Consider the following 13,348-nt stretch of genomic DNA (forward strand, 5'->3'; position numbering starts at 1 on the left):
CCTTGTGCCCCAATTCGGACGCGGTGAGAGGCTGTAAAGCTGGAAAATATATCTGAAACTTCGAAATCGACCTCAACATTCCAGCGAAGTGCTCGCGCTGAAAACCAATTTCGACTTCATCATTTTTCATCATGTAAATCGCCGCAGGAGGCCGTTCGGCGGCGTCGACCAATTCGGCAATTCGATTGTGGGCGGCAGATGGGGAGGGTGACGGCGAGCGGTTCATGATGGATGGATCACGTTCCGAGGTGCTGGCCCAAGGGCTCAACGGTCCTGCATTGGAAGGCCACGCCGTCAGTATGACAATAATCCGACACACGTTTTGGAGCAATGTCTTTCGGAGCTGTCGCTTATGCGGCTGAGAGCGCTTCGCTCCACCGCGAGTTCTTTTCGGTCGGTTTGAACCGTGTAACGGGTCACTTCGGCAAGGGGTTCATGGCCCGGGAATGACAGGATTTGATGTGGCGCACCTCCGGCTTGGCCTAACCGGATGGGTTGTCGAGCGGCAACCTATCAAGGATCATCTGCAATCTGCTATGGAGCAATAACGCCAATGCGATATGCGGGTTACCACACAAGGCTCTGATCGCCACCCAGTTTGGAATTGCTTAGCCCGGGAAATTCCGAGACAATCTCGCTGAGTTCGCTGGAATCCTCGTATTTCAGATAGGCGGCCCCCCAAGCGAAATCGTAGCTTTTCAGATCGTCGTCCATTTTCTGTGCCACGCCGGTTCGGGTCTCGATGGCGCTGGGGTCCTCGAGGCCCGCAAGCGTGTAATTGACGATTTTCGAGATGGCCCCCTCACAGGCGTCAAAAGGTTTAAGGGGCGTGTTTTCGGTCAGAAGCGCCGCCGTGACCACCAAGGGGGTGACGGCATGCATCTGGTAATGCAGCGACAATTCGCCCCGCTCCATTTCCAGCGGCAGCGCCCCATCTGGGTCGGCATGGCAGGCCGTGTAGTCGACAGTCTCGTTGGCCCAGGCGATCATGGCCTCGTCTTCGGTCGTCAGCCCGACCAGCGCCACCGCAAGCCCTGCCCATTGGCGCAGATTGTTGCGCGAGGCCCGTTCGGGGGCGTCCGTGTCGAAATAGGTCATATGGGCCTGTGCCCGTGCTTTCAGCCAGTTATCGATATGGTCTTTCTGCACGGGATCGGGCGTGGCGACCTCGAGTGCGTTGCGATAGGCAAAGACAATCCCGCCCAGACGGCTTGGCACGGAGATCTGCGCATTCATGCTGCCGAGATCGGACAGGGCGTCGGCCTGCGCCCATGTTTCCAGCCGGTCGAAGACACAATGGGCCGAGGCCTCGCCGCGTTCGCCCTTCCGGCTGAGTGCACGGTTGCTTTCGCGCGCCAGCTTCGAGATGAACATGTCCACCGGCTTCAGGGCCTCGTTTACCTCCTTGTTCGAGGCCTCGTCAAACTCCGAGCGTGTCTCGCTGTCTTCGGTATAGCGGCTGCCATAGGAGAGGCTGACAACGGGTGCGATTTCGTCAAAGCAGGTCTCGGCCTGTTGCGCCTTCGGGTCGGAAGTTTCGGTATCGGGGGCCGTATCGGGGGAATCCGCCGTATCCGTACCGGTTTGAGCGCCTGTCTGGCTGTCTGGCGCGACCGGCATTGCCGGAGCGGTTTCGGCCAGTATCGCTGTGGCGGGGAAAAGCGCCAGCAGCAGACAGCCTGCGGGAAGGGTCAAAGCGGTCTTCATTGCATCGGCACCTTTCCCAGTTGCATGGAATTCAACAACCCGCTGGCCTCTTCGTTACCCAGTGCCGCCGCCTTGACCAACCAGCCACGCGCGGCGTCGGGGTCCGGTGTTCCGGTGATGCCGAAGGCCAGCGAGCGTGCCTGATCAATCATCGCATCCACATTGCCCCCTTCTGCCGCGCGCCCAAGCCATAGTTCCGCATCCGCAATATCGGCTGGCGTGCGCGCCTTGTCACGCGTCAGGGCGGCATATTGATACATCGCGAAGGTATCGCCCGCCTCGGCTGCCCGTAAATATAGCGCCCGCGGGTCAATCTGGTCACCAATGGCGCGTTTTACGGCAGGCTCGGCCCCGTTGATCCGCGCGACGACATCCGAAAGCCCTGCCCCGTCGCTGCGCTGCGCCAAAGCCACATAAAGCTCTGCCGCCCGTGCCGGATCAAAGCCCGGCTTGCCCGGTTTCTCGACTTTGGGCAGCAGGCGCATGATCGCGGTGCGGTCTCCGGCCTCATAGGCGGCCAGATACATCTGTTGCGCGGTCAGGGCCGCATCCTCGCCAAGCTGGTCTTTGAAAATGGCGTAGAGGTCGGCAATCTGGGTACGGGCCCACGGTTTTTCATGACGGGCCAGCGCCTCGCTGACGGCGATCCAATGCTTGAGGGCTGCGGTATTGTGCACCCGCCCCGCCACCATCGCCAGTTCGCGGGCCTGCGGAAAGATACAGGCCATTTCGGATTTGGCGTGACGCAGCCAGAGGGCCTGATCCTCGGGGGCCGCATGGGCCAGCGCCAGAAGGCTTGCGTCGAAATCCCCCCTGTCGCGGATCACATCGTCAAAGGCGGCAAGGAGCGAGGCCTCATCGGGATAATGTGCGGGATCGGCGGTCATCAGGGCCTCCATCGCGACGCCATTGCCCTGCTGCGCCAGAGCCAGCAAGAGGGCGGGCGTATCGGCGCTTGCCGGATAGAGCTGCGCGAATTGCATCAGAAGGCGCGGTTGCAGCAGCGCCACATAATCCTGAACCGATTGCGGTGCGGCCACCTGCAAAAGCCCCGCTACGCGCGTCCAATAGGCCTGTTCCGCATCTGACAGCGCGGGATTGGTGGCAAGCGTCGCGAGATCCGCAAGCTGTGGGCTTGCCGGAAGCACGTCCTGCGCATGTGCCATCACCTTGCGCGCTATCTCGCGCGGCAGATCGGGCACCTGCGCCTCTTCCACGCGTCCAAGCACTGCCGTCAGGGTTTCGCTGGCACCAAGCGCGGCAGGATCGGCCATCGAGGACCAGTAATCGGCCTGTTCGGGCAAAGGCCCCTGCGGCGCAAGGCAGAGATGGGCGTCGACCAGTTCCCGAACCGCGCCGGTCTTGCCCATCTGTTCGACGGCAAAGATCAGGTCATCCACGCCGGAATAGAACGTGTCCATCTTGTCATTCAGGCTCATTGCCACTCTGGCGCGCCCGCGAATGGCCTCGGCGTCTCCCAAGGCGACCCCCTTCTCCCACAGCGCCAGAGCCTCGTCCTGCCCTGCCCAGCGGCCCTTGCGCTCGAGCGCCATCTGACCCGCCCGCGCATAGGCCCAACCGGGGGCATCATCGCGCGCCAGAAGGTGGGTCAGGGCGGCCTCGAACCGCGGCTTGTAGCCGGGATTCACATCGGCACGTTTTTCCAGAAACAGCGCCTGACGCACCAGCGCCCCGCGCGCCCCGCTGGCGGCTGCCTGATCATAGAGCGCCTCGGCCTTGCCGAGATCCTGCCCGATCAGCGCGCCCTCTTCATAAAGCCGTCCCAAGGCAATCAGCACCGAAGGCGAACCGTTCTTGGCAGCCTGATGCAGGTATTTCAGCATGACCTCGTTGTTCTTCTTGATCTTTTCAGACCGCAAATGCATCTCGGCCACCGCATAGGCGGCGTTCCCATCCCCGAGATCGGCGGCAAAGCGATACCATTTCTCCGCCAGAGCATAATCGGGCTGGACCAGTTCGCCATTGTTATAGGCACGGGCGATATTGATGACGCGGTCACAGATCGTGGGGTTCATCGCCCCGACCTGCGCGGCAAAGCCCAGCATGATTGTCATCTGCGGATCCACCGTCCAGTTGGGCAGCGCGACACCACGGTTCTGGAAATCGGCAAGGGTCAACAGCGCCTGTGCGTCACCGCCGCGCGCGGCCTCGACAAGCAGGCCGATGCCGCGCATGCGATCTTTGTCGATCCCCTGTCCCGATACCAGATACTCGCCCAGACGCCGCTGGTTATGCGGCAGCTTCGCACCGGGCGTGTCCAGCGCCTTGCGCACCAGCCCTTCCGATTTCACCGCAGCCGCCTCTCCGGCCGCCACCCGCATCGCGATGGTCTCGAAAAGCTGCTTATCCGCGTCGAAGCTGGGGTCGATTTGCGGCAGCAGCGCGATCACACGTGCATAGACCGGCTTCCATTCGGCGGCATCGACCTCCATCAGCCGCCGCATATCGCCCCGCACCTCCTCGGCATTTCTGCCCGCCAATGTCTTGCGGTCCCAGCTTTTCCAGCGATCCTCGATCTGCTCGTCGCTCAGGCGCGGGGCGCAGACCGATTGCATCTCGATCACCGGCGGCTCGAAATCCACAGCAACGAGATCTTTGGCCGAGGCCGTCTGCGCAAGTCCCCAGAGCGTCCCGACAGCCAGCGCGCGCAGACCGTATCTGGCCCATGACCGGCCATGCAAGAGACCGGCCCTTGGAGAGGGTCCTGACAGGCCAGCGGACGAAGGCTGAAATCGCAAGGAGGCGGCAAGAGAATGGACGCGATATGTCATGGAAACCCTCGTTCTGTTCAGTTGGCTTTGGTCGCGGCTTTCAGGGCCACCAATTCGTAGCGGCCGGACTGGCCACGGAAGACCAGCGTGGTTCCCTCGCGCCGCACCAGCGCGACATCGGCCACCGAGGCCAGAACGTCTTCCCCGTGTCGCACCTGAAACTCCAGCGATAACGGGGCCTTGAGGGCAATCCATTCGCCGGTGCCGGTATCGATATCGGTCATGGCCGCGCGTTTGGCGGCTGGCACGTAAAGATCGACATCATCCAGATCGGAGATGTTGTAGAAGGTGACATCGGCCTGTGCGGGGCTATGGGTCAGCGGATCGGTCACCATATGCCCTTCGCCGCTGGCAGTGATCAGATAGGTGTTCCAGCTGCCCTTGCCGACCTCGGCCTCGCCCTGCGCGGCCCCCGCGCTGACGGCAATCGTGCCGGGCGTGTCGATCATCACATAGGGCGAGACCCCGTCATCCAGCTCCGAGAAACTGTCGCCCGCCACGATGGCCGAGGATTTTCCGGGCATGATCACCCGCAGATAGCCCGCATCGGGATTGACGGCATCGGCATAAAGCTTGGCATCCTGCGCAAAGCCTGCGGCAGGCAGGCCCAGCATGGCCAGACCAAGGATCGCGATGGCCAAAGGTCTGTGCCGCGCCATCGAAGCGGTTTGAGCCAGAGCGGCTTTGGGCAAAGCGGCTTGGGAAAGCATAATCTTGCGCATGGTCATTCTCCGATATCGAAGCACAGGGATAGGGACGAGCCGTTATTGACGGGGCGGTCAAAGGTGACCCGCACCGAATTGAGCGGGGTTTGCGAATAGGGAGCGAGGCTGAGCCAGAAATTTCCGGTGGCCCGCAGGCGGTCGCCGCGCCGGAAATGGTACTGTCGTTCGATGCCGCTTTCGGTGCGCAGCACGAAGGTTGCCTTGCGCGGGCCCTCATCACCGAAGCGGGCGAAAATGGCATCGGATGTGCCGAAGGTGGACCCGTTCAGCTGGGCCTCAAGCGTGCCGTCGACATCGTGCAAGACCAGCTTGTGGCTGCAGGATTTGGCATCCGCTGCTGCCACCAGTTCCTCCATCGGGCCGGAGCCGAACTGCATGATATCGGCATAGATCGGGCTTTCCCACACGATGAAGGCGGGACGCTGGCGGGCATAGTCATCGCTGGTCAGGTAAGATAGCAGCGCGCCGAACTGCCCGCCGCCGGTGACGGCATAATTCAGCACCTCAAGATCGCTATACTGTTCGATCCAGCCGGCGAAATTATTGGTGGGATTGTCCGAAAAAGAGGTGCCCAGCAGCACGACCGGCACCTGCTCGTCGGCGTCGGCGAAAATATCCAGAGGCTCGTCGGCCGTTTGCGACGGGTCGGCCACGGGGGTGGTGTCAAATCCCATCGTCTCGACCTCGGGCAGCGCCTGACGGCAGCGCATCTGCATGGTGCGGCGCATGGTCGAGAACCCCTCGCGCGCGCCGATCGACACGGTCTCGAAAGTGGTTTTCGGCAGGGCGTCATAGCTGGCTTGCTGGCGCATCTGGCCAGCAATCTGGCGGGCCGCGCGGCGCGCACCTTCGGATGTCCAGTGATAATCGGAGCGGAAGAAAAGCGGCACCTGCCCCGTGCCATATCGCGCCACATCCTCGGGGCCGATATCCTCCAGCATCCCGTGCAGCAGATCGGCGGTGATCACCCCCCGCGCCCGTAGCGCGCGGATCGACTGGCGGTATTCCTGCTGCGCGCTGGCCCAATCGTATTCCAAGGCGCTCAGATCATCGGGAAGGGCTTCGGGCATGGCCTCAGCCTTGGTCGGCACGGGCGCGAAAATCAGCGTCGTGCCCGCCTCTTCGAGAGCGGCGGACAGACGCGCCACGGCCTCGACGGCGGCGGGCGAAAGATCCTGCCCCAAGGTCAGATCCGTGGCCAGACGGTAGAATACCCCGTCCTTGCCCTCCATCGCGGGTACAACGGCCTCTTCCTTCAGCCCGTAGCATCCGAATTCGGAAACATCGCGGGCTAAAGCCGGTGCCGCCCAGACCGCAAGCGCCACAGCCAGTCCCCATCTGCATCCGCTGGTCTTTCTGTCAGCCTTCATGCGTGTTGCCTCTCAATTCCTGTCAGTTTCCAAGCGCACAACATTTTGCCCCAAGGCAAGCATTCCAATATTTGCATTCTGACCAACCAACTCGAGAACCTGTTGTAACCCGTCGCTATCCTTGGCTTTTGCCTTCTCGACAATCATCTGGGACGCCAGATTGAGGTTGCCATTGGCAATCGCGAGCTGCCCGTATTCGGTGGCTTTTTCCGCATCCTGCGTGCCGAAGAGATCGCCTGTCCGCCACGCCTCCGCCACGCGCGAGGCGGCATTGGCATTGCCATGAACCGCGGCAAATTCCAGCGCCTGCCCGATCTGTCTCAGCCGCGTCGCCGCTCCCTCGAAGGCCCCCTCGGCCAGACCGCGATCGGTGGTCTCGATCAGGCGGTTGACTGCAAAAACGCGCCCCGTATGCACCGCAATCGCGTAGTAATGCGCGATATCTGCGCGCAGGTCGGGCCGGTGCTCGGCTTCGAGGATCTTGGCAAAGTTGAAGGCCGCCAGCCCGTCGCCCGCATCCGCCAGCGCACGCAGGCGGTTGATGGTCACCGGACGGTCCTCGATCATCGCGCGGCGGGTATGGCGCAACTGCGCGCTGGGCAACTGGCGCGTGGCGGAGACCCCGAACGGGGATCGAATGCTCTCCCCGCCAGCCGGTGCAAGGCCGAGGCCCAGCACCGCACCGACGAGGAGAAGCACCATACCCGACGGTGAGCGAAGACCATACGGATACCTCCGTGGCTTTAGCCGGGCATGTTCCATCTGCACTGACGGGCAGTCCTGTCCATGAGTGGTCACTTCGGGATGCAGACGGGGATTATTTGTCATTGAATGTCGGTCCTTTCGGCAGGTCCGGCCCTGCGCCCAGATCGGCGAAACGGGCAGGATAGGTCAGCGCGAGATCGGCACTGCGCACGGGCGACTGGTCGGCCCCGATATGCGCCAGCACCATCGCGGCGCGCTGGCCGGCCAGAAGCGGCGCGTCCTGCAGGTTTTCGGGGGCGGTCCAGATGTCGGGGTCGGCCAGATAGCGCACGGGCACTTCCCAGATCACCTGTTTGGGGGGCGAAAGCTGGAAGGCCTGATCGGCCAGCATTTCCAGGAAGGGTTTGACGGGCCCCTGTCCCTCTTTGGCGTAATTCAGCACATCCTGATGCAGATCCAGCTTGAGGCTTTCCGCGAAGGACCAATTGGGATTGGCCGAATAGGACGTGCCAACCAGCACCGTCTCGACAGAGGCAGGCCCCAGCAGCGTGTCGAACAGATCGTCCCCGTTCTCCGCGACCTGCGTCACGAAGGGCCTTGCGGTTTCCTCCGGCAGCCCGACCCGCTGGGTCCATTCCGCCGAGGTGATGAATTTCGTCAGATCGCCGTGGAATTGCTGCGCGGGTTCCTCTTGTGCGCTCACGTTGGCCGATCCTTGCGGCACCACCTGCGCGACGGCCTCGGCCACTGCGGCGGCGCCTGCACGTGTCCAATGGGTGTCGGAGCTATAGAACACCTGCGCGTGGCGGGCGGCATCCAGCAAGGCGCTGCGGCTGTCGACCACTTTGATGCCCATCGCCTGAAGCCCTGCGAAGAAGGTCGCGTAGCGTTCTTCCAGATCGCGGGCCATTCCGCTGCCGCCCAGTTCGTTGCGATAGATATCGGCCTTGCCCGCCAGCGGCACCACCACCAGATCGATGCCCTTATCGGCCAGAGTCTCGCGCAGGATCTCGGTGCGGGCAAAGACGGCCTCCATCGGCTCGTCCATCTTGCGGGCCTCTTCTTGCGTGAACAGCCAGCCATTGCGGCCCGAAACCACGCCCTTGCGCCCTTCTTTCAGCGCAAGCCAGCGTCCGGCCCCCACGACCCCTGCGGCAAAATCGTGATGCGGCAGCGCGGCGCGCCATGTGTCGTTGATGGTGGCGCTGGCGCGGCCCTGCATCCAGTCGGCCAGCGTCCAGCGGTGGTCCTGTGTGGTTCTGTCCAGCGCCGGAAGGGCACCGGCAATGCCATAGGCGGCATAGGCCAGAACAGCTGCGGGAAAGACAAGGCGGATGGTGGTGGAGATCATGGCACCCTCTTAGAACTGGAAATACAGGAAGGGCGTGAAGGCGGCCTCGGAGATCCGCAAAACACAGGCGGTGAACAACAGCGCCAGTGCCAGAGAACTCGCTGCCGCCGTGGCGCTGCGTGTGGGGGCCATGACGGAGACCATACCGGAGGTCCCGCTCTCTGTCCCCGCAAGACCCGCGGCGGTGCCGCTTGAGATGTCCTGTGCCCGCCACTGGCGAACCAGATCCTTCAGGCGGGGTTCGAGGGCTGCGACCATGATGGCCAGGGCAAGGAAAACCAGTGCCTCGTTGCGGATCTGCACGGCGATGTCGAACGGAATGGCGGTGCCGTTCAGCCCTGCCATGCCCGCCAGCACCCCGAGCGCCTGATCGAGATCGGCGGCACGGAAGAAGACCCAGCCGACCAGCACCGTCAGCAGTGTGCGCAGCACCGATAGCGCCCCGTTGCCCTGCGGCACGATTTTTGCCCGCTCCAGCGCCAGCCATGTGCCATGCCATGCGCCCCAGATCACGAAGGTCCAGTTTGCCCCGTGCCACAACCCGCCCAGCACCATGACGATCCAGAGGTTGAAATAGGTCCGCGCCGTACCAAAGCGGTTTCCGCCCAGCGGGATATAGAGATAATCGCGCAGCCAGACCGAAAGCGAGATATGCCAGCGCCGCCAGAATTCGGTGATCGAGCGCGAGACATAGGGGGTGTTGAAGTTCTCGGTAAAGCGGAACCCCATGATCATGCCCAGACCGATGGCCATATCGGAATAGCCCGAGAAGTCGAAATAGAGCTGCAGCATATAGGCAACCGCCCCAAGCCACGCCACGGGGCTCGCCGGATCGGCAGTGGTGAAGGCCAGATCGGCCAGAGGCGCGATGGCATCGGCCAGCAGCACTTTTTTCGCCAGCCCGATGGTAAAGCGGGCAAAGCCGTCGGCCACCATTTCGGGCGTCGAGCGACGGTCGCGGAACTGGTCGGCCAGATCCTTGAAGCGCAGGATCGGTCCGGCGATCAGCTGCGGGAACAACGCGATGAAGGCGGCAAAATCGATCAGTCCGGTATCGGCGGGCGCATCCTTGCGCCAGACATCGACAAGATAGGAAATCGACTGGAAGACATAGAAGCTGACGCCGATGGGCAGGATGATCTGCCAGTGAAAGCCGAGTTGGTCCGGCGTGGTACCGAAGGCGGCGGCAAGGCTGTCCATGAAGAAGCCCAGATATTTGAACGTGCCCAGCACCGCGAGATTGCCGCCAAGCCCCGCCACCAGCCATGCCTTGCCGCGCCGACGGCCCAGATGCGCCGCGATGCCACGGCCACAGACCCATGTGAACACGGTGGTTGCCACGAGAAGGCCCAGAAAATCGATCCGCCACCATGCGTAGAACAGATAGCTGCCCAGCAGGATGGTCAGGTTCTTGCCGCGGCGCGGTGTCAGGAAATAGGCCAGCAGGAACAGCGGCAGAAACAGAAACAGAAACGTTTCGGAGGCAAAGACCATAGATCAGATCCCTTCGCAGCTGGGCGCGACAGATGGCGCCGCTGTCGGCGTGGTGAGAGAAAGTGCGGTATGGGCCTTTTGCGCCGCCAGCCACGCGGGCTGCTGGCTGGCAACGGGGCCGCTCATCAGGCGGGGAAATTGCGCCGCCAGCCGGTTGCCCTGCAGATGCAGGCGCGCAGGCCGATCCCCGCGCAGGCCCTCGCGGTTATGAGCCATCAGATTGTCCGAAAGCGACAGCCCCCCCGCCGCCATATCCACCAGCTCCACCGCTGCGGTGCGGGCCTGCAGGAAACCGTTCTGGTGGATTGTGACCGCATCGGCATGGTTGAGGCGCAGGGCCGTGGTTCCGGCCCCTACCACCAGATTTTGCTCGACCAGCACACAGCGGCTGTCGCGGATTTCAAGGCCGGTGGCGAGGGGCTTCAACAGCATGTTCTGGCGCAACCGCAGGGCCTGTGATCCGCCGCTGACCAGAATTCCCCCCGATCCGGCGGCAAAGCTGTTCTGCTCGATCCGGCTCTGGCGCAGCCCCGCAAGCTCCAGCGCCGAGGCGCTGCCGGTGGTGCGGAACGCGACATTGCGGATCTCTGCCTTGGCCAGATTGCGCAAAACGACCCCTTCGCGGGTGCGGCCTTCGAACTGGCTATCGGTCAGGGAAAACCCGTCCACCCCTTCGACGCGCAATTCCGCGACATCCAGAAACTGGCTCTCGCTGATGCGCGAGGTCTCTTCGGCATGGTAGAGAAGGCCGGAGCTGATCGACAGGCCGGCCATCGCGCCCATGCCCGTTGTGCCAACGCTGCCTGTGCCATTGGTGCTGCCCTGCGCCCCCAGCCCGATAAAGGCCGCATGCTCGGCCAGCAGCACACCCTGCCCCGCAACCGTCACGAAGGGTTCATAGCTGGCCAGATGGGGATTGACCGGTCGGGTGCTGGCAATGGTGGCGCCCTGCAATTCCAGCGTTCCGAAGGCCAGCACGAAGGCTCCGGCTGCGCGTGACAGATAAAGCGTCTCGCCTGGTGCCATCCGCAGCGCGGCGTCGTTCCACAACACCAGCGGACGTTCGACAACCACCCCGTCCTCGACCGCGTAAAGCCCCGGTAGGCCCGCTTTGGCAAGCGTTGCCAGATCGGCCGTGCCGCCAGTTATATAGATCGCCGTATCCTCTCCCGCGCGGGCGGCCATGATCGGGGCGAAATTCGACGGCCCTGCCATCACGGCAAGCCATGTCAAAGCGGTGTTCAGCGAGCCTTCGCTCAGCTCCGCTTTCGCGGAGGGCCGTTGGAGCGCCACAGCCGGGGCTGGAACGGCCTCTGCCTGTGGGGCGGCCTCTGCCTGTGGAATGAGGGGCGCGCCGATCTCCTTGCGGAAGGCGGCATAAAGAAGGGTCGGGTCTGCGTCTTGGGCCGCCTGCCCAAGCCCGCCAAGCCCGTCATGGCTGTCCAGCGACAGCCCCGCGCGCCCGCGCTGCGGGGCAGGCATGGCCGTGGGGGCGTGCCGCAGCAACGAGCTTGGTGCGGCCAGCCCCCCGAGCCGTAAGGACCCCTTGCCGACCGTCATATCCTGAGCGGAGAGCTGCGCCCCCCCGAGCCCCCACAAAGCCACGGCAGTGGCCAGCGGCAGGGTCTTGGGCCAGAAGTGCCGGGGCGGACAAGCGGGACGGGCGGATCGCGGGCGCGGGAGGCGGATCATGGATGCAGGCTCCGTTCAGCGGATATCGGCGACATTGGCGGCCAGCGTGACCTGCGCCACCTCTTCCTCCAAGGCGACAAGTTTGCGGATCGCATCCTCGGTGCGGGTTTCGGCCAGTGCCGCCTGCCGGACCTTCTCGAGCTCGGTCAGCTTGACATGCAGCATGATGATCGCACGGCCCGAGATATTGCTGACCGGCATGGCGTAATCGGCATCGATCATGATCGAGCACCCCTCGAACAACGTGCGTTCGCCTTCGGGCAGCGTGCACTCGCCCTGCCCCGAGATCATGGTCAGGATCGAGCGGCCCTCGCCCGTGCCATTCACCGTCAGCTTGGCACCGCTTTCCACCCGCATCATTTCCATCTCGCAATCGCCCTGACTGCGCAATGTCTCGCTCTGGCCCCATGTCACATCGCGCAGGCGGTGGCTGATGACCTCGTTGCGCTTGTTTTTCTTGAGCTGTTCGACCACCAGTTTGACATCCTGCGAGCGTTCGCGATTGGCCAGCAGCAGCGCATCGGGCGTGTCCACCACGATCACATCATCCAGACCGATCACCGCCACCAGCCGGTCTTCGGAACGGATCAGCGAATTGGCGGTGTCATGGGTGACAACATCGCCAAAGGTGACATTGCCGTTTTCCTTCTGGTCGGAAATCGAATGGACCGAATTCCAAGCGCCGACATCATTCCAGTCGATCCCCGGCAGCGGCGCCAGCGAGATATGCTCCGAGCGTTCGAAAATCAGCCGCTCGGTCGGCTCGTTGGCGGCTTTGCCAAAGGCGTTTTCCTCCAGCACGCTGGCCCCGAGCTGGTCCTCGGAGGCATGGGCCAGCGCGTCCGATACGGCGGCCAGTGTCTGGGGATCGAATTTGGCAAATTCCTCGACCAGAAGATCGGCGCGCAGCATCGAGATGCCCGAGGCCCAGTAGGATTGCCCGTCCTCGAGCATCTTCAGCGCCACCTCCGCCGGAGGCTTCTCGACGAAGCGCAGCACGCGGTGCAGGCCGCTGAAATGGTCATAGGCCCCACCGTCAGTAATATAGCCATAGCCCGTTTCGGCATAGGTGGGGATCACGCCGAAGGTAATGATCTGTCCGGCCTCTGCGGCGGGCAGCATGGCGGTGATGATGGTGTTGATATCGCCCGAGATGATATGATCCGAGGGCAGCACCAGCAGCTTGGCATCCCTGTCATCGCGCAGGGCATAAAGGGCCGCCGCCAGCACTGCCGGTCCGGTGTTGCGGCCCATCGGTTCCCCGATGATCTGGCCGGTCTTCTGGATGTCGCGCAACTGGCGTTTGACAATCGCCGTCTGGCGCGCGTTGGTCACCACGATCGGGTCGCCGAATTCCTTGCCGGTATGGCGCTGCACGGTTTCCTGAAAGAAGGTGGCCCCTCCGCGCCCGTTGACGGACTGGAACTGTTTGGGCTGTTCGACGCGGGACATCGGCCAAAGACGTGATCCCATGCCGCCACAAAGAACGGTCGGTCGGATTGCATTATACAT

General features: G+C 63.1%; 9 protein-coding genes. All 9 read right to left on the minus strand.

Annotated features, from left to right (window positions below; all coding sequences use genetic code 11):
- Positions 1–567: 567 nt before the first annotated feature.
- Positions 568–1,707: an alginate lyase family protein gene (locus AC2ISB_RS05880; protein WP_486576589.1), complete on the minus strand. Its 1,140-nt coding sequence runs from the start codon at positions 1,705–1,707 to the stop codon at positions 568–570.
- On the minus strand, positions 1,704–4,409 hold the full coding sequence (locus AC2ISB_RS05885; RefSeq protein WP_486576591.1) for a tetratricopeptide repeat protein: 2,706 nt from the start codon (positions 4,407–4,409) through the stop codon (positions 1,704–1,706). Before AC2ISB_RS05885 ends, AC2ISB_RS05880 begins: the two co-directional genes overlap by 4 nt.
- 107 nt (positions 4,410–4,516) lie before the next feature.
- Positions 4,517–5,221, minus strand: coding sequence for a hypothetical protein (locus tag AC2ISB_RS05890; RefSeq protein WP_486576593.1), 705 nt, complete (start codon positions 5,219–5,221; stop codon positions 4,517–4,519).
- Positions 5,222–5,223: 2 nt separating this feature from the next.
- On the minus strand, positions 5,224–6,594 hold the full coding sequence (locus AC2ISB_RS05895; RefSeq protein WP_486576594.1) for an alginate O-acetyltransferase AlgX-related protein: 1,371 nt from the start codon (positions 6,592–6,594) through the stop codon (positions 5,224–5,226).
- Positions 6,595–6,606: 12 nt separating this feature from the next.
- The gene (locus AC2ISB_RS05900) at positions 6,607–7,296 is read right to left on the minus strand and encodes a hypothetical protein (protein WP_486576596.1); all 690 of its coding nucleotides are present in this window, start codon (positions 7,294–7,296) and stop codon (positions 6,607–6,609) included.
- 115 nt (positions 7,297–7,411) lie between these two features.
- Positions 7,412–8,650 carry an alginate O-acetyltransferase AlgX-related protein gene (locus AC2ISB_RS05905; RefSeq protein WP_486576598.1) on the minus strand — a complete coding sequence of 413 codons (1,239 nt, stop codon included), beginning with the start codon at positions 8,648–8,650 and terminating at the stop codon, positions 7,412–7,414.
- Positions 8,651–8,659: 9 nt separating this feature from the next.
- Positions 8,660–10,144 (minus strand): MBOAT family O-acyltransferase, encoded by a 1,485-nt coding sequence (locus AC2ISB_RS05910; protein WP_486576600.1) that lies wholly within the window; start codon positions 10,142–10,144, stop codon positions 8,660–8,662.
- A 3-nt stretch (positions 10,145–10,147) separates the two neighbouring features.
- Complete coding sequence (locus AC2ISB_RS05915; RefSeq protein ID WP_486576602.1) at positions 10,148–11,836, minus strand: right-handed parallel beta-helix repeat-containing protein; 1,689 nt, start codon at positions 11,834–11,836, stop codon at positions 10,148–10,150.
- 15 nt (positions 11,837–11,851) lie between these two features.
- A complete protein-coding gene (locus tag AC2ISB_RS05920) occupies positions 11,852–13,348 on the minus strand; it encodes a mannose-1-phosphate guanylyltransferase (protein WP_406736532.1) in 1,497 nt (498 codons plus the stop codon).

This window comes from Thioclava sp. NS-SX20 (genome assembly GCF_057380695.1).